We start from the raw sequence: 17,655 nt of genomic DNA, 5'->3' as shown, positions 1-17,655 counted from the left end.
CACCCTTTACAACGCCCGCCGCTCGCCAATCTGAACCCCGCGCCACACCATGAGCCTGACCTTTTTCACGATCAGGACAGCCCATGGCACTCGATCAATACCACCACGGCGTGCGCGTCGTCGAAGTGAGCGACGGCACCCGCGTGATCCGCACGGTCTCGACCGCCGTCATCGGCGTGGTCTGCACCGGCCCGGACGCTGACGCAGACGCCTTCCCGCTCAACCGCGCCACACTCATCACCAACGTCTCGAGCGCGATCGGGAAGGCCGGCACCCAGGGCACGCTGCGCAAGACGCTGACCGCCATCGAGGCGCAGACCAAGCCCATCATCGTCGTGGTGCGCGTGGCCGAAGGCGCCGACGCTGACGAGACCACTGCCAACGTCGTCGGCACCGTCGATGAGAACGGCCGCCGCACCGGGGCCCAGGCGCTGCTGTCGGCCAACAGCCGGTTGGGCGTGACGCCGCGCATCCTTGGCGCGCCGGGGCTCGATACGCAGGCCGTGGCCACCGCGCTGGTCAGCATCGCGCAGGACCTGCGCGCGTTCGTCTACAGCTACGCCCACGACTGCACCACGATCAGCGATGTGACCGCCTACCGCGACCAGTTCGGCGCCCGTGAGCTGATGGTGATCTGGCCCGAGTTCGAGGCGTTCGATACCACCGCCGCCGCGACCGTGCCCCTGAGCGCGGTGGCCTGTGCCCTTGGCCTGCGCGCCAAGATCGACAGCGAGACCGGCTGGCACAAGACGCTCTCGAACGTCGCCGTCAACGGCGTGACCGGCATCAGCGCCGATGTGTTCTGGTCCCTGCAAAATCCCAACACCGACGCCGGCCTCTTGAACGCCGCCGACGTCACCACCCTGATTCAGCGCGACGGTTTCCGGTTCTGGGGCTCACGCACCTGCGCCGGGCCGACCTCGCTGTTCGCGTTCGAGAACTACACCCGCACCGCGCAGATCCTCGCCGACACCATCGCCGAGGCCCATTTGTGGGCGGTCGACAAGCCGCTGCACGCAAGCCTTGCCCGCGACATCATCGAAGGCATCAACGCCAAGTTCGCCGAACTCAAGGGCCTCGGCCTGATTGTCGACGGCACCGCCTGGCTGAATGAGGAACTGAACACCGCCGAATCGCTCAAGGGCGGCAAGCTCCGCATCGATTACGACTACACCCCGGTGCCGCCGCTTGAGGATCTCGGCTTTCAGCAGCGCATCACCGACACCTATCTGGCCGACTTCGCCGACCGCGTCAACGCCGGTTAAGGAGACACTGACCCATGGCACTTCCCAAGAAACTCAAAGGCCTGAACCTGTTCGGCAACGGCGACAGCTACCAGGGCCAGATCCAGTCCGTCACCCTGCCCACGCTCTCGCGCAAGATCGAGGAGTGGCGCGGCGGCGGCATGGATGGCGCAGTCGGCATCGACATGGGCATGGACGGCACGCTCACCTGTCAGTGGACCGTCGGCGGCCTGATCGAATCGATCTTCGACAACTTCGGCTCGAGCCGGCTCGACGCCGAACTGCTGCGCATGACCGGCAGCTTCGAGCGTGACGACGCTGATGAGGTGGTCGCGGTTGAAGTCGTCATGCGCGGGCGACACACCGAGATCGATCTCGGCGATGCCCAATCGGGCGAGAACACCGAGCACCAGATCACCTCGACCCTCAGCTACTACAAGCTGACGATCGACGGCGCCACCAAGATCGAGATCGACCTGCCCAACTACGTGTTCAAGGTCAACGGCGAGGACCGCCTCGCCCAGCGCCGCACCGCCCTCGGCGTTTGATCAGCCAACCATCCTTTACCGTAAAAGAGACCCATCATGACCAAAGCACACACCGCCCAGGTAATCAGCGACGCCATCGAACTCGACAGCCCGATCACGCGCGGCGAGCAGACCATCGACACCGTGACGCTTCGAAAGCCCACCGCCGGCGAACTTCGCGGCGTGAACCTCTCGGACGTGTTGCAGCTGCAAACAGATGCGCTGATCAAGCTGATTCCCCGCCTGTCGAACCCGTCCCTCACCGAGCACGAAGTGCGCCACATGGACCCGGCCGATCTGGTCCAGTGTGGCGGCGAGATCGCCGGTTTTTTGCTGACGAAGCGGGCCAAGGGCGAGGCCGCATAAGCCTGCCTGCCACGGTAGAAGACGCGATGGCCGATCTGGCCATCGTATTCCACTGGACGCCCACCGACTGCGCGGCGTTAACCCTGCGCGAACTGATGGACTGGCGCGAGCGCGCCCGAACCCGCTCCAACCCCGAGGACGCCCATGGCGCGCGATCTCAAGCTGCAAGTCATTCTCGACGCGGTCGATAAGGCCACCCGGCCGCTCAAGAAGATCGCCCAGGGCAGCGGCAAGACCGCCGAGGCACTCAAGGCCAGCCGTGATCAGCTGCGCCGCCTCGAACGCCAGCAAAAGGACCTGTCCTCGTTTCGGGGGCTCAAGCAAGCCACCCGCGATAACAGCGACGCGCTTGCACGGGCGCAGGAGCGCATGCGAAACCTTCGCACCGAACTCAAGCACACCGCCGCCCCCACCAAGCAGTTTCAGCAGCGCTTTCTCAAGGTCCAGCACGAAGTCGAGCGGTTGAACTCCACCCTTGGCGATCAGCGCCGACGCCTCGGGGAGCTTCGCACCACGCTCAAACAGGGCGGCGTCAGCACCGACGACCTCACCGGCAGCGAGCGCCGGCTGACCGAGCAGATCAAGCAAGCCAACGGCGAACTGAGTGAACAAAAGCGCCGCATGGGGGACGTGGCCAGCGCCCAGCGCAAGGCCAAGGCGGCAGCGGATCAGTACCAGCGCGGCCTCGGGCGCGCCAACGCCATGCGCAGTGCCGGCGTCACTGGCCTCGCCACCGGTGGGGGCGCACTCTACGCCGGCGCGCAGATGCTGACGCCCGGCATCGCCTGGGGCGAGCAGATGAGCGCGGTGCAGGCGGTGGGCCGGTTCTCGGCGGACGACGCCCGCTTCCAGGCGCTCAAGCAGCAGTCCCGCGATCTCGGCGGCTCGACCGCCTTCAGCGCCAATGAGGTCGGCGCCGGCCAGGAATTTCTGCTGCGCGCCGGCATGAGCGCCGAGGCCATCAAGGCCTCGATGAAAGACGTGCTCGACCTGTCTCTGGCCAACAACACCGAGCTTGGCCGCACCGCCGACATCGCCTCCAACATCGCCGGCGGCTTCAAGATCGACCTCGAACAGGCCGGCGGTATGACCCGTGTGGCCGACGTGCTCTCCGGCACGGCCAGCCGCGCCAACGTCGACCTCGAAATGCTCGGCGAGACCATGAAGTACCTAGGCGCCGGCTCGGATCTGGGCCTTACGATCGAGCAGGCCGGTGCCATGGCCGGGCTTTTAGGCAATATCGGCATTCAGGGCAGCCAGGCCGGCACCACAATGCGCGCCATGATGGATCGCCTGACCAAGCCCACCGCGGCCGCCTCTGCCGTCATGGAGGATCTCGGGCTCAAGGTCGCCGATGCCGAGGGCAACATGCGGGCGATGCCCGACATCCTGCGCGACATCAACGACGCCACGGCAGACATGGGCAACGTCGACCGTAAGGCCGTACTCCAGGAGCTGTTCGGGGCCGAGGCCGGCTCCGGCATGGCCGAGCTGGTCAGCCAGATGAGTACCGGCCAGCTCGATGCGCTGATCGATAACCTTTCGAACGCCTACGGCGAGAACGCCGAGATGGCCCGGGTGCGGGCCGACAACCTCGGCGGCGACCTGAAGAGCCTGCGCTCGGCGTGGGAGGAAGTCGGGATCTCGGTCACCGACACGAACGACGGCCCGCTGCGCGAGCTGATCCAATCGATCACCGGCATCACCCGAGGCGTCGGTGACTGGATCAAGGAAAACCCCAGGCTCGCCGGAACCCTTGCCAAGACAGCCGCCGGGCTCGCCGCGCTGGTCGCGGTCGGCGGCGCGTTTACCCTGATGATGGCCTCGATCCTCGGGCCGATCGTCACCGTGCGCTATGGCCTCGCCATGCTGGGCCTCAAAACCGGCGGCGTCGGCGGCAAACTCTATCAGTTCACCAGCCGCATTCTGCCGGCGCTCGGCAAGGCGCTGTTGTGGCTCGGGCGGATCTTCATGACCGTGGGGCGGCTGTTTTTGCTGAACCCGATCGGGCTGGCCGTGACCGCCATCGCCGGCGCGGCGTATCTGATCTACCGCTACTGGGAACCGATCACCGCGTTTTTCGGCGGGCTATGGCAGCAGGTGAAAGACGCCTTCAATGGCGGCATCGGGGCCATCGGCAAGCTGCTGATCAACTGGTCCCCGGTGGGGCTGTTGTACCGGGGCATCACCGCCGCGCTCGATAAGCTCGGCCTCGAGATTCCGGACAAATTCAAGGACCTCGGCAGCTTCATCGTCGATGGGCTGATCGGCGGCATCAGTGACAAGTTCGGGGCGCTCAAGAATAAGGTCTCGGAGATGGGCAGCTCGGTCACCGGCTGGTTCAAGGACAAAATGGGCATCCACTCCCCGAGCCGCGTGTTTGCAGCGCTTGGTGGCCACACCGTCGATGGCCTGAACGTCGGCCTCGAACGCCAGCGCGATGAACCCGCTCAACGCATCGCCGACATCGCCAAGCGCGCCCAAAAAGCCGGTGCAGGTCTCGCGATCGGGGCGATGACGTTACCAGCCACCGCCATGCCGGCCATCACGCCCGCCGAGCCGATCCGGTTCGATACTCGGCCGCCGATTGGCGCCAGTGGTGGCCAGCAGCGCGTCGATCAAAGCATCACCTTGGGCGATATCAACGTAACCGCCTTACCAGGCATGGACGAGCGCCAGCTCGCCCAATACGTCGCGCAGGAGGTGCAGCGAGCACTGGCGCAGGCCCAGCGCGATCAGGGCGCCCGCCGCCGTTCATCCATGTACGATCAGGAGTAAGCCGCCATGCTGATGGCCTTGGGCATGTTTGTATTCGAAACCGGCACCGTGCCGTACCAGGAACTCCAGCGCCGCACGGAATGGCGCCATGCGTCACAGTCCCGCGTCGGCGATCGGCTGGCCTATCAATTCCTCGGGCCAGGCACGGACACCATCACCCTCTCGGGCACGCTGCTGCCAGCGTTCACCGGCGGGCGAGTCAGCCTCGATCAGATTCGCGACATGGCCGATCAGGGCCAGGCTTGGCCGCTGGTCGAGGGCACGGGCAAGCATTACGGCCTGTGGGTGATCACCGGCGTCGATGAAACCTCGAGCACACTGTTTCGAGACGGCGCCGCCGCCAAGATCGAGTTCAGCCTCACGCTCGAGCACGTCGATGACGAACGTACCGACCTGATCGGGGATCTCACCCGCTATGGCGCAGCCCGGCTGGCCGGGGCCTACGTATGAGCGAGCAACCCACCTACCGCCGCCCGGGCTATCGGATCACCCTGGCCAGCGAGGACATCACGCCGCGCATCAACGGCCGCCTGATTGATCTGCGCATCACCAGCCAGCGCGGACAGGAGGCCGACCAGCTCGACCTGACGCTTGCCGACCACGACGGCAAACTCGCATTGCCGCCCACCGGTGCCCGGCTAAGCGTCGCGATCGGCTGGCAGCACGAAGGGCTCATTGAGCGGGGCGTATTCATCGTCGATGAACTCGAGCACAGCGGATCACCCGACCATCTCACCCTTCGCGCCCGCGCCGCTGACATGCGCCATCTTCTGCCCGGTAAGCGCTCCCAGTCCTGGCACGACATCACCCTCGGCGACATCGTCGATACCATCGCCAAACGGCATCAGCTCACCCCCGTAATCGGCAAGACGCTGCACGGCATTCGCGTGGGCCACATCGACCAGACCGACGAATCCGACCTCAACTTTCTGACCCGGCTCGGCGAGCGCTATGACGCCATCGCCGCGGTTAAATCCGAACGAATGCTTTTTACCCTCGCAGGAGAGGCTCTGACAGCCAGCGGCACTGCCCTCCCCCGCATCACGCTCACCCGCCGCGACGGTGACCATCATCGGTTCAGCCAGACCGACCGCGACAGCTTCACCGGCGTGCGCGCGTATTGGAACGACACCGCCGGCAGCGTACGTAAAACCGCCATCGCCGGTGAGAGGGAAAAGTTCAAGGATTTACGCGCCACCTACGCCTCAGAAGCGGACGCCCTCGAGGCCGCCAAGGCGGAACTTAGGCGGATTCAGCGGGGTAAAGCCACGTTCGAGCTGACGCTGGCCCAGGGCCGCGCAGACCTCATGCCCGAAACGCCGGTGACGCTCAACGGCTGGAAACCGGGCATCGATGGGAAGGACTGGCTGGTGACCGAAGTCGAGGATTCACTTGATGAGCGCGGGTATGGCACGCGCATCAAATGTGAGGTGATGCGCGTTTGAGTGAAGCGTTAATTGACCCCCCAAAGCTTGAGAGCAACCGTAACTAAAATAGGAGCAATAATCGGACCCCAGAGCCAGTCTTGAAAGCCAACCCAGCTTATTGAACCCATTTCTGTCTTATAAACGGGCCTTTTATTGAAAGTGGTGACCTCTTCTCCGGCCCGCTGTTTTTTAAGTCTCTCCCTTCTGATGTCTGCGTCAATTTCTTTCAGCTCTTTGCTGTCCTTGCTGGCCCCAGCCCATACTAGAGCAGCCGCCAAACCAACAACATAGGCAGTCAGCGCGTACAAGTTTATTGCTGCAAACGGGTAATTCAAATCAATGGGAGCCAGTAGAAAATTGACGCTATTGGTAACATGCAGAAGGTTGAAAACTTGAGCAGCAGAATTGCTAATAGCATTGTTTGCTGCTCCCGCCATGCCGTATCCGATACCACCATGTGAGGCATCCCAAACTCCCCAACTTAAATCGAGGAGTAGACAATACAAAGCCAAAAGACCGACTAGCCCACTGAATAATCGCCGAACCCAAATGCTTGTAGAAATGCTCATGCCGTTGTCCCTTGCTATGAAAAGCAGAAACGTATCATGAGATATCATTTATTTAGATTTTTTGTATGTTAATTGGGTCACAAACCGTTACCGCGCCCATATCAGAACTTGGTTAACCTACGTCCATCACGTTTCTAGTCAAACATGGGGTCGTCATGCAGGATCTGGCAAAACTGGGGGATAAGGTCGCGTGCTCATGCAAGGGCGGGCCGCATTCCATCGTCTCGTCCGGCACATCGGTAATCGATGGTATTCCCGTCGCACGTGTCGGCGATATGAGCTCCTGTGGCGCATCGATCGTAGAGGGGCACTCCTGGTTCACCATCGACGGCGCTCCCGCCGCGGTTCACGGCAGCCAGACCTCCTGCGGCGGCAGTGTAATCGCCTCCTCGAGTGCCAACAGCGCGCCACCGCGCACCGCACAGACCGAACCGGAAGAGCCGGAAGAGGAAGAGCCGAAAAGCGACATCCTGCCTGGCATCACACTTGTGCGTGAGGCGGGCACTCGCGTACAGGTCAAGCAGCGCATCCTACCCTCGCCGTCTGCCGAGGTCAGTGCCAAGTTCGACGAGCTAAATACCCACCTGCCGGATAATGTACTGCCGGGCACACTGGTCGTATTAAGCGACCCCGAAAATACCAGCCAGATGTGTACCCAGCAGGAAGAAGAACTCAGACAGCAAGCGGTACGTGCTCAACAGACCGTTCAATGGCTAGAGCCCCCTGAAGCGCAGGCACTGGTCGATCATTACGGACCACTTCGCGATTTTGCCCTGCTTGATGATGAAACTTTAGGCAACGTAAGCACCGATTTAGGTGCCTTTTCTGCGGCCGGTACCGAAGTAGCAAATAAGATGAAAAAAAATCTTCAAACGATCGAAGGTTTATACCGGGACACGCTAAATCCTGAACGAAAAACATCGCGCGCTCAGTTCACAACGATAAGAGACTCCGTTTTCAAAGAACTTGATCAGTTTAGCGAGAAGTGGATCAATTCCATTCTAGGGATTCCTGATGACGCTCAAGAATTGAAAGCAAAGATAGGAGTGGCCACTGCCACAGCTGTCAGTAAAACCGAAACGGCCCTAACGAGCTATAAGGATTTTAAAGTACCTAGCGTTTCAGAAGCTATTGTTCGGGCAGGACATATAATTCGTGGACTTTCAATAGTTAATCTAGTGGGTATTGGAATTGATACTTATGCGACTACCTCCAGGGTAGAAGAGGCTTGCTCTTCAGGAAGGGCAGATGAATGCAATCGCGTTCGATTTAAAGAGTATGGTGCTCTTGCGGGCAGAGTAGCAGGTGGATCATTTGGCGGATCGCTTCTAGCTTCAGCGGCTGCTCAATCCGAATATCTTTGTCTAGCTATTGGACTGCACCCTGCTGGTCGTCTCGTATGCGTCGGGGTTGCAGCTGGCACAGGTGCAGTTTCAGGCGGTTATGTTGGAGATACCTTGGGTGAGATGATTGGGAACGGGATATATAAATCTTCCGCAACAGATAAAAGTGAGCAAAAAGATGATTGATATCATCGAGTTAGTGGGCATGTTTTTTGGCGGAGCAATGATTTTTTTCGGGCTTTTAGGGATTTTTTTGTCTCCATTTATAATCAAAACTGCGGACCGCGTTTTTACTGGAGAAAGTGATAACTTGAACGTCTGGTTTCCCCTTTGTTTCTGGGGTATGTCTCGTTATGCCTGGGATGCTTCTTTTTTGAAGAAAGAGAGGTTTAAAACAAAATACCCAAATTATGCTGAGGCTGTAAGAAGAAATTCAAAAAGCTACAAAGTAACAAGGTTCATATTATTTTCAGTTTACGCACCTGGAAATATTGCATTTATAGCATCTTGCTTAGCCTGGATACCTATTAGTGCCATTAACCGCTAAACCAAATTTAAGATGGCTACTCAGGCCTCTCAGATTATAAGAGATCATAGAACCATTACATCAAAAGCAACAGAATAGGGAAATGCTTAGTATCGTAGAGCACCTTTGTATCATTTCTGGTACGGCAATGATTGCCCTCGGACTGATTGGAATAGTCCTGTCTCCGTTCTTTATTAAAGCGACAGATCGATTATTTACAGGAGAAAGCGATAATATAAATGTTTGGTTTCCGCTTTGCTTTTGGGGAATGTCTCAATACGCATGGCATTTATTGCTATTCAAAAAGGACAAATTTGAGGCGGAGTACCCTGTTTATCTAGAAAAAACAAAATCATCAAAACCTAAATACACTATAATTAAAGGCTTGCTTTTCACTGTTTACATGCCAGCAAATATCGCACTTGTAATTACAGCCATATTATATGCCTTAAGAGTTTTTTTATAGGACACAAAACGTTAAAACAAGCTAGCCAAGACTGGGTGACTGACTACATCCATGAAAATTAAAAACTTATTCAAACGTTTTCAAAGCAAAAAACAGCGCTTCCGGGATTTCAAGCAAGAAGAATTTGAAGAGTTAGACTTGTCAAAGTACGTCTATCCACACTTCAACTCCGACGAAGAAGCATCAGGCCCGCGAGTCTATGCCTACCACTCGACGTTCTTGATGCGTCATGAGCAATTCGGCGCCTTAAAACAAATTGTGACTGAGAATGGATTCGACCTGACCGATCACGACTTCGATACACCAATCGTCAATCGCAATAACAAGGCAATGGCTTTGATGTGGCGAAACGAGTTTGCCGGGTTGATGGTCGTTTTGATTACCAATTGCGTCGCCCTGATCGATCAGGTTTATCGCATGCGGCCTATGCCACCGCTACCGCAGAACAGCTTCCCTGACCTCGACCCCGATGACTACCCAGGCAGTCTGCAAGGCAATATTGAATACTGGTGTGATTACCATTGGCACCCCTATTGGCAAACGCTCACCCAGGACGAAAAAGCCGCGTTACCGCTGACTGAGGGGTGGCGGGAATTCACTTACTGGCACTGTGAACCGGGCGCGTGGGATTGAATGACGCCAGCCGCCATACCACCGCATCAACGTTGTACTGCCGAATCAAAAGCCACGCCGGTGAGCCCTTGGTGAAGCCGTCCTCGACGTGATAGCGCTCGAGCAGCGTGGCGCCCTTCCAGATCCGGCCGTCGTGAACCGCGCAGTACTCGACCGGCCGGCGCCGTGGCACCACGAACCGCTTGCCATCCTTCCAGCCGGCGCGCTCCTTGCGCTTGCGCCATTGGATCAGCTCATAGCGCGAGGGTGCCCAGCGCACCGGCACGCTCGTTTGCCAGTCTCGAAAGCGCGTGTACGGCTCACCCTGGGCGCGGGCCATGTCAGCTCACCTGCCGAATCAGATTGACCACCACGCCCTTGAGGGTCGCGTTACGCGCATCGGTGTACGGTGCGCCTTCGAGTGTTTCGATGTGCCGGTGGCCATCGAATGCCCGGTACCGCATCACGCGCAGCTCGCCGTCATAATCCACCACCACCGGCGCGTTATCGGCGGGGGCCTGCTGCTCGCTGATTACCAGCCAGTCGCCTTCGCTCCACTCCGACGATGACGACACAGGCTGCTCGACGATTTCGACAAGAAAGGACACGCCCGCGTGCGGGGCGAAGAACTGCTGCCAATGAAAGGCCGCAGAATCGGGTTTCAGCGCTGGCCGCGAACTCATCGCAGGAACAGGCACCCGGTACACGACACGCATAGCTCACACCTTAATATACTGTATATTTATACAGATAACGTATATCAAGTTGGCTATCAAGGTTAGGCTGAATTTCCTAAGCCTTCTGATGCGCCTCGACAAATGCATCAGCTACTCGGTTATCAAAGGTTCGGTATACTTGGGGCACGGCTCAGAATCACCGTGAGCTGCTGAACGGATAGAGAGGGCGACGATGAAACTATGGAAGAAATGGCGGGAGCGTTTGGAGAAAGCCTACTGGGAGGCCAAGGCGGAATCCGAATACAAGATACCGTACCGGATCGTTGGCAATGGCGTATTGGTCGCAGATGCAAAAGACATTGTTAACTCAGGTGCCTATAAAGAGCAGATACGTAAAGCGGCTGAGCTTGAAAGGCGCACAAGAGGGAATAACTGCTAACTTACTCTTTCGAGTTCTTTTTTTCTTCTATTTGCTCGTCAAACCTTTCAAGCTGCTTAGATATCAATCTATCTGGAAGACCAATTGAAAAAAAGAAAGAAATACAAGCAAAAAATATATAAAAATACTCAGACCACAACTTTAAACAAGGTGCGTCATTTTCATTCACAAGCCTAGAAGAAAATATCAAAACCAAGGTTATCAAATACGCATGAAATAAGTCTTTATGCCTAATTAGAGATTTTCTGTAATTTCCTTTCGTTAACTTATTATACCTCCAGTTTCTCTTCCTATAAATTATAGGTTCACTCATAATAGTCATAACTGCTACTAGGAATCCGGCCAGTATCGAAAAAACATTGACCAAAACATCAGAAGCACCTTTATTTTGATGTATTAAAGGCTGTATATAATATGCAAGCGCTGCTGAACCTGCAGCTGCCGCTGTCAACTTAATCAAAGATATTTTATCTAAAGCCATTTTATTGACCTAACAGGTTTTGTTCTTCCAGCTCACTATAGTAAACGCGAAGCTGCCTCCAAACATCACCATAAAGTAGGCTTTTTCCGTGTTTATCTATTCGGATTTTTTTTTGCAACCTCATATCACTAGAGTTGATCGGCTCTCCATCTTGAGTATGAATTGTCACGTTATTCTCTTCGGCACACTCTTGAGCGATTCTTCTAATTTCGCCCTGTGCTGTTTCATGTGCACGCCTGTTACCATCAAGCCGTAGACATCCCTCTATGATCAACCCTTGCATTACATTCAGTTGGTGCTGATCTTCGTATTGTTCAAATCTGTCTCTTAACGCTTCTGCCAGCTTTCTTTTTGCATATTGGATATAAGAATTATCATTGGCCTGCTCAAAACTGGCATTATAAGCCGAAGCATTAAACGATATACTTTTCACGCCGTGTCTTTCTATCAGCCTGTATTTATCAAGATTCAAAGCGGTGCTTATATTAAAGAAACAATCTCTGCCTTCTGGATTTTCATCATCTATGCTACCCCTTCTTGCAAAGGCATGCAGATAGCGTTCGATTTTAGAATGACTCATATTCATTCCATGAGCACAACCAATAATATTGTGTGAGGAACAGTACATATAAAAGTCTCCATCTTTGTATTCCATACCTTGGGGAGCAGAATGCGGAGACTCATTGTCTTCTGGATGTTCAAAATTAGGGGTAAGCGTTTCGTTGCTTTCGCCAGGAACATATCTTACAAAGTGTATCGAAATACCCTGTTCATGATTTTCATAGTGTTGAATTCTTATGACTTCATCCGCGAATTCAATTTCCGAACTCGCAACGGTATCAAGCTGTTCTCTAGCTTGGCGAACTAAATACTCTAGATCGAAGGCCTGCTGTTCTCTATCTATGCAGCGAAAGTACTTTAATGCTTTTGTTGTTTTAGCCACACATTACCTCTTTCTATAAAACTAATTAACAGGTTAAATAACCCTTCCCAAACTCCCCAATACCTGCCCGAGCACCTCGACTTCCCCTAGCCGTTCGGGCGGCACCAATTCCGGCTGATATCGATTGTTATCGCTCACCAGCGACAACGCTCCGCCGGCCATCTGCTGCACGCGCTTGATGCGAAGCGCATCGCCCACGCGCACTAAAAACACGCCATCAGGGCGTGTTTTTGAGCGATCGACCAGCACTATATCACCGCTGTTTAATGTATCGGCCATGGAATCACCCACTACAGTCAGCGCGACCAGTTGGCTCACGCTGGCCGCTTGCTCACTGAGCCAGGCAGGGTCGAACGGTAGGTGGGAAATGATCGTTTCGTTGTCGAATAAAGCGCCGTCTCCGGCAGCGGCCTCAATGTCGTAAAGGGGGACAGTTGCACAGTCTTGGGTACCTGCAACAGCATCTTGGTTATCTTTTGTTCCCCTACCCGTCAAAACAAAGAGAACATCTATCCCCATTTCAGCTATGCCAACCAGATAATCAGCCCTAGGAAGGCGTTGCCCACCCTCGTAAAGCATTTGGCTTCGCTTGGTTATGCCGAGCTTTTCGCCGAATTCGGTTTGAGAAAGACCAAGCTTTAGCCTTTCGGATCTCAAACGCTTACCCAATGAGTCCATTAATTCACCATTCCCTATTGACAGGGAAACATATGTTCACCTAACTTGTAGGCGTTCCTTAATCATGCGTAACACTTAATCACACCCGAGGATACACCATGGAAGCCACCCAAGCTCCCCGTACACCCCGAGAGGCCTACCGCCCGCCGCTGTGTGGCCGTCGCATTGGCCTCGAACTGCCGGTCGAGGCTGACGCCGAAGTCGCGAAACTGGCCGAGCGCGAGCACCGCAGTAAAACCGGCATGACTCGCATGCTGGTGCTCGAAGCGCTGAGTGCACGGCGTTCAAGCGCAACTCACGCTAGCCACTAAACCAAACCAAAAGGAACCGCAGCCATGTATCGAAAAAATCGTTCGGTTGGCATGTCGACCACTATAGCGTTCAGTCACCGCCAAGAAGCATCAGAACTGAATTCGCACCTTTTGCCGCATCAGCCCAGCCCCGACGAGCCCATTGCCAATCGCATTGAAGTTATCGACATCACGACAAGCGGTTGCCCAGCCATTGTGGCGTCCGGCTCGCGCTCAGAGGCCATCCGTTACCTCAGGAAGGTGAGCGCCAAATGCACGACCGAAGACCAACTTGGCTTTCATCTTACTCAAGCGGTCGCCTGTGGGTATCCGGACGTCACAGCTACGTTTCGGCGGTTGGGGCAAACCGGCAATCCAGACCGGCACTGGTCGATGACCGTCCGTCGAGTTGATCTCGAAGGCCAAGAGGATGAAGCCCTTGGGTCAACGTAACGACGTCGTGCAGGTCTTCAAGTTCGAGGATGCGATACACCTCGCCCTGATGATTCTCGATACCAGCGAAGTATTCCGGAATACCTGCAAATGGAGGCAAGTCTTCCTCAGGAACTTCAGGAAACTCCTTGGCGAGCAGCGCGGTTATTTCAGCATCGAACTCAGGAACGGTCGCACCATCGATATACCGGCTTTCCATACATATAAACCTTTTAGTGAGTGGTAATACACCTGCGGCACTACCCACAAAATTACCGTAAATGCAAAGAATCGAAACTAAGAAAAAAGGACCTTTCCCATGTACCAGGATACCCGCCGCCTCAAGTCGAACCGCATCGGCATCAACCTTGATGAGTTCGAAGACAACCTGATCGACGCGCTGGCCACCTACACCGGCGTCGAGAAAGCCACCCTCGTGCGCGAGATGGTGATGCGCAGCGCCATGGATATGCTCGGTGTCAGCAGCCAGCAGGAGTTCGATGCCATCAGTCTGACCGAGTTTCATCCGATCGCGACACGCCATTGAGGCCCGACGGGACATCCTTTCAGGACCTCACGAGGTACTCATGACTTTACGCTACAGCGAGTTTTTCCCGACCGACGCCGACCGCCGCATGCTCGAGGCCGTACGCGAGCAGCAAGGGCTCGAGACGCTGGATCAGGCCGCCGAAGTGGCCCTGCGCCGCGGGCTGCGAAAAGGCACCGCCCGCATCGCGATTCCCCGGGGGCCTCGCCCGGTAGGACGGCGCGGATGACCATGCGCTGGGAGTGCCCGCACTGCGATGGCCCATGCCGGGTGCGCACCTCGAAACAGATGCACGACGACTACCGAGTGGCCTACCTGCAGTGCCAGAACCCGATGTGTGGGTGGTGCGGCAAGGGGGAATACATCGTGACCGAAACGACCAGCCCCAGCGGTATGCCGAACGCCAAGTACAAGGGCCGCCTGGCCGAGCACGTGCCGTACCGGCTCGTATCCAACGCCAAGCCGCCAAGAGATATGTTCAGGAGCCAACCATGACCCACCTCGACACCACCAACGCCGCTACCGCGTTTCTGTTGACGCTGCCACGGCCGGTCGCCCGGGAAGACGCCGTCGCCCGCTGCTGCGCACACCTGATGACCGAGCACGACCAGACTCGCGATAACGCCAGCATCCTGGCGCTTCAGGCCTACGCGGAGCTGGAAGCGGTCAACCGCACCGCCTGGATCGACCTCGATGCCAGTACGGCAAGCCTGCTGGTCATCCGGCAGTCGGGCGGCCCCATCCACGCGCTGACGCTAGGCGATCTACTGCGCCTCAAGGCCACTGCCGAGCGTGAGATCAAGGTCGCGCCCTCGACCACGCACTAGCCGCGCGCTTTTCCAAACCGCTGATTTTTCAACGACTCAGGAGGTCGTCATGGGTTCGCTCGCTCTAATTTCAGGCACCGAGGCACACACCGCCTCCCCCCGGGCCGGGTTTCTGGCCCTGCGCGATGAGCTGCGCAGCCGCCACCAGGACCTCGATCTCATCGAGGTGTGGGAAGGCATTCAGCCCGGCGAACGCGCCACGCTGCTGCGAAGCGCGGCGCAGCATCTGGTCCCGGCCAAGCCGATCAACGAGCGGCCGGTGGATATGCGCACGCCGGAGGCGATCGCCAAGACGCTGACGCACATCCCGATGGGTGAGATGCCCCAAGCCACGCGCGATCAAGTGCGCGCCGCCATTCACCGCATGAGCGCTTACGCCAGCCGCTTGAAGGATCGGTTGGCGGGCAACCGGCCGCACCCCTCGCAGGCGCTTGCCGCAAGCGCTCGCGCAGCACTGGATAAGGGCGACCTCACCGGCGCCCGGCATTTTCTTTCTCTCATCGAGCACGCCGAATGAACCTGATCGAGCAGACCCGCCGCTATGGCGCTCCGGGCAAGGGCGATCAGCTCGGTTGCGCCGACTGGCGCGAAACGCAGGTGTTCGACCGCTTTCCGCAGTACGCCGAGCAGTTGGCCGCGGGCTTCCTGCGCGTTGCGCACCGGGAGGGCAACGCCGCCGGCAACCACTGGCTGCGCCGCATGCGCGAGGCGCTTTACGTCGGCCCGTGGAACGTGACCCACGATGACGATGCGCTGGTCGAGCACGCCCGCGCTCAGGCCCGTGCGGTTCAAAGCAGTTATGAGGCACTGACCGCCAAGCTGATCAAACAGGGCGGCGTTGAAGCCGACGCGGTGCGCGATGGCCTGCGGGATGGCCTCGAGCGCGCCCAGCGCCACCGCATCGACCCGCCGAGCAACAAGCTGCCACTGCTTTCCCAGCTGCTGCGCCTGTGCTGCCCGAAGTGGTGGCGGCGCAAGCTGCGGGTGGTGTCGGGCCGCCGGCTGGAGCAGATCGAGCGGGATCTCGGCAACGTCCACCACCGTGCGGGCATCTACTGCTCCGTAACCACGCTGGAGCGCCGCCGCAAGCAGGTGCGCCGTAACGCGGCGATGCTTGAGGCGGTCGAGGCGATCAACCAGTACGGGCAGTACTACACCCTGGCCGAGCTTTCAGAGCTGGGGCTTGCGAACCCGGATAACCGCCGCGCCGAACTGATGCTGCGCATTCGTGAGACCGAGGCCGAGGGCCAGCGCCTTGGCCATGTGGGCGTGTTCTATACGCTGACCTGCCCGAGCCGCTTCCACCCGATCCGGGCCAAGAGCTGCACCCGCAACCCACGGTACGACGGCGCGACCCCACGTGATGCTCAGCGCTATCTCACCAAGGTGTGGGCGAAGATCCGCGCCAAACTGAACCGGGATGGCATGGGCGTCTACGGCGTTCGCGTTGCCGAGCCGCACCACGACGGCACCCCGCACTGGCACATGCTGCTCTGGATGAAGCCGGAGCATTACGAGCACATCAACGAGGTTATCCGCGCCTACGCCCTGGCCGACTCCCCCGACGAGCACGGTGCCCAGAAGAACCGCGTCGAGATCAAGCTGATCGATTACACCCGGGGAACTGCGGCGGGCTACATCGCCAAGTACGTCTCAAAAAACATCAACGGCCAGCAGTTCATCGACCTCGACCAGTACGGCAAGGACATGGCCTCGAGCGCGCCGCGCGTCGAAGCGTGGGCGGCCGTATGGGGCATTCGCCAGTTTCAGTTTGTCGGCCTGCCGAGCGTGACGGTATGGCGGGAAATGCGCCGGATGACCGAGCAGCAGGCGGCGCAGATCGCCCAGTGGGAAGCGATGTTCAACCCCGGCCGCAGCATCATCGAGTTCACCAAGAAGCTTCGCACCGCGTGCAACGCCGGTGCCTGGGATCAGTTCATTCGCCTGATGGGCGGGCCGCTGACGCCGAGGGCGGATCAACCGGTGCGGCCGTGGCGGATGGAGAAGGCAAACATCGACGGCAACCTGATCAATTACGCCACCGGCGAGTACAGCGCCTTCGCGCGCGGCCAGTATGGGGACACCGTCTCGAACATCTTCGGCCTGATGATTCAGGGCATGGAGTACCCGACGCGTTTCTACAAGTGGGAGATGCGCCACAAGCGTTCAAGCACCGGCCACGACTTCAGCCAGAAGGGGGCGTATGGAGAGAGCGCAGCGAACGACCCTTGGACTTGTGTGAATAACTGTACGGGGCTGGATTTCGAGCCTCGAACCCCAGGCCCCGACGAGGCCAAACGCCAGCAGCAGAACTTCGATGAATGGCGGCGCGACTCGAAAACCCGCGCCGACGACGACGCCAACGAGCAAGAAGCCATCACCGTGCGCCGAGCGCTCGAGCTGATGCACCAACCACCGCCCCCGCCCTCGGCGTGGGATCGAATCCCCGAGTATTTCCCGGAAAGCCTTTAATCAGGAGAACG

General features: G+C 57.8%; 26 protein-coding genes. 19 read left to right on the top strand and 7 right to left on the bottom strand.

Annotated features, from left to right (window positions below; genetic code table 11):
• Positions 1-83 precede the first annotated feature (83 nt).
• The 7 genes from NAT49_RS13325 to NAT49_RS13300 are packed head-to-tail and all read left to right on the top strand — an operon-like array spanning position 84 to position 6,360.
• On the top strand, positions 84-1,265 hold the full coding sequence (locus NAT49_RS13325) for a phage tail sheath protein (RefSeq protein WP_251595012.1): 1,182 nt from the start codon (positions 84-86) through the stop codon (positions 1,263-1,265).
• A 14-nt stretch (positions 1,266-1,279) separates the two neighbouring features.
• Complete coding sequence (locus NAT49_RS13320) at positions 1,280-1,792, top strand: phage major tail tube protein (protein WP_251595010.1); 513 nt, start codon at positions 1,280-1,282, stop codon at positions 1,790-1,792.
• Between the two features lie 36 nt (positions 1,793-1,828).
• Positions 1,829-2,137, top strand: coding sequence for a phage tail assembly protein (locus NAT49_RS13315; protein ID WP_251595009.1), 309 nt, complete (start codon positions 1,829-1,831; stop codon positions 2,135-2,137).
• 26 nt (positions 2,138-2,163) lie between these two features.
• Positions 2,164-2,328: a GpE family phage tail protein gene (locus NAT49_RS15090; RefSeq protein WP_285836143.1), complete on the top strand. Its 165-nt coding sequence runs from the start codon at positions 2,164-2,166 to the stop codon at positions 2,326-2,328.
• Positions 2,282-4,915: a phage tail tape measure protein gene (locus NAT49_RS13310; protein ID WP_251595007.1), complete on the top strand. Its 2,634-nt coding sequence runs from the start codon at positions 2,282-2,284 to the stop codon at positions 4,913-4,915. The genes NAT49_RS15090 and NAT49_RS13310 overlap by 47 nt, the downstream gene beginning before the upstream one ends.
• A 6-nt stretch (positions 4,916-4,921) precedes the next feature.
• The gene (locus NAT49_RS13305) at positions 4,922-5,365 is read left to right on the top strand and encodes a phage tail protein (protein WP_251595005.1); all 444 of its coding nucleotides are present in this window, start codon (positions 4,922-4,924) and stop codon (positions 5,363-5,365) included.
• The gene (locus NAT49_RS13300; protein ID WP_251595003.1) at positions 5,362-6,360 is read left to right on the top strand and encodes a contractile injection system protein, VgrG/Pvc8 family; all 999 of its coding nucleotides are present in this window, start codon (positions 5,362-5,364) and stop codon (positions 6,358-6,360) included. The genes NAT49_RS13305 and NAT49_RS13300 overlap by 4 nt, the downstream gene beginning before the upstream one ends.
• Positions 6,361-6,368: 8 nt before the next feature.
• Here NAT49_RS13300 and NAT49_RS13295 read toward each other — a convergent pair whose 3' ends face one another.
• Positions 6,369-6,911: a hypothetical protein gene (locus tag NAT49_RS13295; RefSeq protein WP_251595001.1), complete on the bottom strand. Its 543-nt coding sequence runs from the start codon at positions 6,909-6,911 to the stop codon at positions 6,369-6,371.
• 155 nt (positions 6,912-7,066) lie between these two features.
• Between NAT49_RS13295 and NAT49_RS13290 the strand changes: the two genes are divergently transcribed.
• From NAT49_RS13290 to NAT49_RS13275, 4 genes are all read left to right on the top strand, one after another.
• A complete protein-coding gene (locus tag NAT49_RS13290; RefSeq protein WP_251595000.1) occupies positions 7,067-8,440 on the top strand; it encodes a PAAR domain-containing protein in 1,374 nt (457 codons plus the stop codon).
• Positions 8,433-8,801 (top strand): hypothetical protein, encoded by a 369-nt coding sequence (locus tag NAT49_RS13285; RefSeq protein WP_251594998.1) that lies wholly within the window; start codon positions 8,433-8,435, stop codon positions 8,799-8,801. Before NAT49_RS13290 ends, NAT49_RS13285 begins: the two co-directional genes overlap by 8 nt.
• An 82-nt stretch (positions 8,802-8,883) precedes the next feature.
• Positions 8,884-9,246, top strand: a complete 363-nt coding sequence (locus NAT49_RS13280) for a hypothetical protein (RefSeq protein WP_251594996.1) — start codon at positions 8,884-8,886, stop codon at positions 9,244-9,246.
• Positions 9,247-9,297: 51 nt separating this feature from the next.
• Positions 9,298-9,879: a hypothetical protein gene (locus NAT49_RS13275; RefSeq protein WP_251594994.1), complete on the top strand. Its 582-nt coding sequence runs from the start codon at positions 9,298-9,300 to the stop codon at positions 9,877-9,879.
• Here NAT49_RS13275 and NAT49_RS13270 read toward each other — a convergent pair.
• Positions 9,842-10,198: a hypothetical protein gene (locus tag NAT49_RS13270; RefSeq protein ID WP_251594992.1), complete on the bottom strand. Its 357-nt coding sequence runs from the start codon at positions 10,196-10,198 to the stop codon at positions 9,842-9,844. The genes NAT49_RS13275 and NAT49_RS13270 overlap by 38 nt on opposite strands.
• A gap of 1 nt (position 10,199) precedes the next feature.
• On the bottom strand, positions 10,200-10,574 hold the full coding sequence (locus tag NAT49_RS13265) for a transcriptional repressor LexA (RefSeq protein ID WP_251594990.1): 375 nt from the start codon (positions 10,572-10,574) through the stop codon (positions 10,200-10,202).
• A gap of 193 nt (positions 10,575-10,767) precedes the next feature.
• On the opposite strand from NAT49_RS13265, the gene NAT49_RS13260 reads away from it, so the two are divergent.
• A complete protein-coding gene (locus NAT49_RS13260; protein ID WP_251594988.1) occupies positions 10,768-10,974 on the top strand; it encodes a hypothetical protein in 207 nt (68 codons plus the stop codon).
• A 1-nt stretch (position 10,975) separates the two neighbouring features.
• Here the strand turns inward: NAT49_RS13260 and NAT49_RS13255 are convergent, their stop codons facing one another.
• From NAT49_RS13255 to NAT49_RS13245, 3 genes are read right to left on the bottom strand one after another with little or no spacing between them, the layout of a single operon-like run.
• The gene (locus tag NAT49_RS13255) at positions 10,976-11,455 is read right to left on the bottom strand and encodes a hypothetical protein (protein ID WP_251594986.1); all 480 of its coding nucleotides are present in this window, start codon (positions 11,453-11,455) and stop codon (positions 10,976-10,978) included.
• Position 11,456: 1 nt separating this feature from the next.
• Positions 11,457-12,398 (bottom strand): hypothetical protein, encoded by a 942-nt coding sequence (locus NAT49_RS13250; protein ID WP_251594984.1) that lies wholly within the window; start codon positions 12,396-12,398, stop codon positions 11,457-11,459.
• 33 nt (positions 12,399-12,431) lie between these two features.
• Positions 12,432-13,076 (bottom strand): XRE family transcriptional regulator, encoded by a 645-nt coding sequence (locus NAT49_RS13245; RefSeq protein ID WP_251594982.1) that lies wholly within the window; start codon positions 13,074-13,076, stop codon positions 12,432-12,434.
• A gap of 98 nt (positions 13,077-13,174) precedes the next feature.
• Between NAT49_RS13245 and NAT49_RS13240 the strand changes: the two genes are divergently transcribed.
• Positions 13,175-13,387, top strand: a complete 213-nt coding sequence (locus tag NAT49_RS13240; RefSeq protein WP_251594980.1) for a hypothetical protein — start codon at positions 13,175-13,177, stop codon at positions 13,385-13,387.
• A gap of 322 nt (positions 13,388-13,709) precedes the next feature.
• On the opposite strand, the gene NAT49_RS13235 is transcribed toward NAT49_RS13240, so the two are convergent.
• A complete protein-coding gene (locus NAT49_RS13235) occupies positions 13,710-14,018 on the bottom strand; it encodes a hypothetical protein (RefSeq protein ID WP_251594978.1) in 309 nt (102 codons plus the stop codon).
• A 99-nt stretch (positions 14,019-14,117) separates the two neighbouring features.
• Between NAT49_RS13235 and NAT49_RS13230 the strand changes: the two genes are divergently transcribed.
• From NAT49_RS13230 to NAT49_RS13205, 6 genes are read left to right on the top strand one after another with little or no spacing between them, the layout of a single operon-like run.
• On the top strand, positions 14,118-14,345 hold the full coding sequence (locus NAT49_RS13230; protein WP_251594976.1) for a hypothetical protein: 228 nt from the start codon (positions 14,118-14,120) through the stop codon (positions 14,343-14,345).
• A gap of 40 nt (positions 14,346-14,385) precedes the next feature.
• Entirely contained in the window at positions 14,386-14,574 is a 189-nt protein-coding gene (locus tag NAT49_RS13225) for a hypothetical protein (protein WP_251594974.1), read from the top strand.
• Entirely contained in the window at positions 14,571-14,840 is a 270-nt protein-coding gene (locus NAT49_RS13220; protein WP_251594972.1) for an ogr/Delta-like zinc finger family protein, read from the top strand. The genes NAT49_RS13225 and NAT49_RS13220 overlap by 4 nt, the downstream gene beginning before the upstream one ends.
• On the top strand, positions 14,837-15,172 hold the full coding sequence (locus NAT49_RS13215; RefSeq protein WP_251594970.1) for a hypothetical protein: 336 nt from the start codon (positions 14,837-14,839) through the stop codon (positions 15,170-15,172). Before NAT49_RS13220 ends, NAT49_RS13215 begins: the two co-directional genes overlap by 4 nt.
• Before the next feature lie 49 nt (positions 15,173-15,221).
• The gene (locus NAT49_RS13210; protein ID WP_251594968.1) at positions 15,222-15,689 is read left to right on the top strand and encodes a hypothetical protein; all 468 of its coding nucleotides are present in this window, start codon (positions 15,222-15,224) and stop codon (positions 15,687-15,689) included.
• Complete coding sequence (locus tag NAT49_RS13205) at positions 15,686-17,644, top strand: replication endonuclease (protein WP_251594967.1); 1,959 nt, start codon at positions 15,686-15,688, stop codon at positions 17,642-17,644. Before NAT49_RS13210 ends, NAT49_RS13205 begins: the two co-directional genes overlap by 4 nt.
• The last annotated feature ends 11 nt before the right edge of the window (positions 17,645-17,655 follow it).

This window comes from Larsenimonas suaedae (assembly GCF_023712105.1).
In the GTDB taxonomy this organism is placed as follows: domain Bacteria; phylum Pseudomonadota; class Gammaproteobacteria; order Pseudomonadales; family Halomonadaceae; genus Larsenimonas; species Larsenimonas suaedae.
The sequence above is the reverse complement of the archived record's forward strand: the minus strand, read 5'-3'. Positions and strand labels throughout refer to the sequence as shown.

What these genes read in the sequence shown, in the direction of transcription:
- NAT49_RS13280 (WP_251594996.1), top strand. Translation starts at nt 8,884, where the DNA reads ATGCTTAGTATCGTAGAGCACCTTTGTATCATTTCTGGTACGGCAATG.
- NAT49_RS13255 (WP_251594986.1), bottom strand. Translation starts at nt 11,455, where the DNA reads ATGGCTTTAGATAAAATATCTTTGATTAAGTTGACAGCGGCAGCTGCA.
- NAT49_RS13275 (WP_251594994.1), top strand. Translation starts at nt 9,298, where the DNA reads ATGAAAATTAAAAACTTATTCAAACGTTTTCAAAGCAAAAAACAGCGC.
- NAT49_RS13260 (WP_251594988.1), top strand. Translation starts at nt 10,768, where the DNA reads ATGAAACTATGGAAGAAATGGCGGGAGCGTTTGGAGAAAGCCTACTGG.
- NAT49_RS13215 (WP_251594970.1), top strand. Translation starts at nt 14,837, where the DNA reads ATGACCCACCTCGACACCACCAACGCCGCTACCGCGTTTCTGTTGACG.
- NAT49_RS13235 (WP_251594978.1), bottom strand. Translation starts at nt 14,018, where the DNA reads ATGGAAAGCCGGTATATCGATGGTGCGACCGTTCCTGAGTTCGATGCT.
- NAT49_RS13320 (WP_251595010.1), top strand. Translation starts at nt 1,280, where the DNA reads ATGGCACTTCCCAAGAAACTCAAAGGCCTGAACCTGTTCGGCAACGGC.
- NAT49_RS13300 (WP_251595003.1), top strand. Translation starts at nt 5,362, where the DNA reads ATGAGCGAGCAACCCACCTACCGCCGCCCGGGCTATCGGATCACCCTG.
- NAT49_RS13285 (WP_251594998.1), top strand. Translation starts at nt 8,433, where the DNA reads ATGATTGATATCATCGAGTTAGTGGGCATGTTTTTTGGCGGAGCAATG.
- NAT49_RS13295 (WP_251595001.1), bottom strand. Translation starts at nt 6,911, where the DNA reads ATGAGCATTTCTACAAGCATTTGGGTTCGGCGATTATTCAGTGGGCTA.
- NAT49_RS13205 (WP_251594967.1), top strand. Translation starts at nt 15,686, where the DNA reads ATGAACCTGATCGAGCAGACCCGCCGCTATGGCGCTCCGGGCAAGGGC.
- NAT49_RS13270 (WP_251594992.1), bottom strand. Translation starts at nt 10,198, where the DNA reads ATGGCCCGCGCCCAGGGTGAGCCGTACACGCGCTTTCGAGACTGGCAA.
- NAT49_RS13210 (WP_251594968.1), top strand. Translation starts at nt 15,222, where the DNA reads ATGGGTTCGCTCGCTCTAATTTCAGGCACCGAGGCACACACCGCCTCC.
- NAT49_RS15090 (WP_285836143.1), top strand. Translation starts at nt 2,164, where the DNA reads ATGGCCGATCTGGCCATCGTATTCCACTGGACGCCCACCGACTGCGCG.
- NAT49_RS13315 (WP_251595009.1), top strand. Translation starts at nt 1,829, where the DNA reads ATGACCAAAGCACACACCGCCCAGGTAATCAGCGACGCCATCGAACTC.
- NAT49_RS13305 (WP_251595005.1), top strand. Translation starts at nt 4,922, where the DNA reads ATGCTGATGGCCTTGGGCATGTTTGTATTCGAAACCGGCACCGTGCCG.
- NAT49_RS13245 (WP_251594982.1), bottom strand. Translation starts at nt 13,076, where the DNA reads ATGGACTCATTGGGTAAGCGTTTGAGATCCGAAAGGCTAAAGCTTGGT.
- NAT49_RS13310 (WP_251595007.1), top strand. Translation starts at nt 2,282, where the DNA reads ATGGCGCGCGATCTCAAGCTGCAAGTCATTCTCGACGCGGTCGATAAG.
- NAT49_RS13225 (WP_251594974.1), top strand. Translation starts at nt 14,386, where the DNA reads ATGACTTTACGCTACAGCGAGTTTTTCCCGACCGACGCCGACCGCCGC.
- NAT49_RS13290 (WP_251595000.1), top strand. Translation starts at nt 7,067, where the DNA reads ATGCAGGATCTGGCAAAACTGGGGGATAAGGTCGCGTGCTCATGCAAG.
- NAT49_RS13325 (WP_251595012.1), top strand. Translation starts at nt 84, where the DNA reads ATGGCACTCGATCAATACCACCACGGCGTGCGCGTCGTCGAAGTGAGC.
- NAT49_RS13230 (WP_251594976.1), top strand. Translation starts at nt 14,118, where the DNA reads ATGTACCAGGATACCCGCCGCCTCAAGTCGAACCGCATCGGCATCAAC.
- NAT49_RS13265 (WP_251594990.1), bottom strand. Translation starts at nt 10,574, where the DNA reads ATGCGTGTCGTGTACCGGGTGCCTGTTCCTGCGATGAGTTCGCGGCCA.
- NAT49_RS13220 (WP_251594972.1), top strand. Translation starts at nt 14,571, where the DNA reads ATGACCATGCGCTGGGAGTGCCCGCACTGCGATGGCCCATGCCGGGTG.
- NAT49_RS13240 (WP_251594980.1), top strand. Translation starts at nt 13,175, where the DNA reads ATGGAAGCCACCCAAGCTCCCCGTACACCCCGAGAGGCCTACCGCCCG.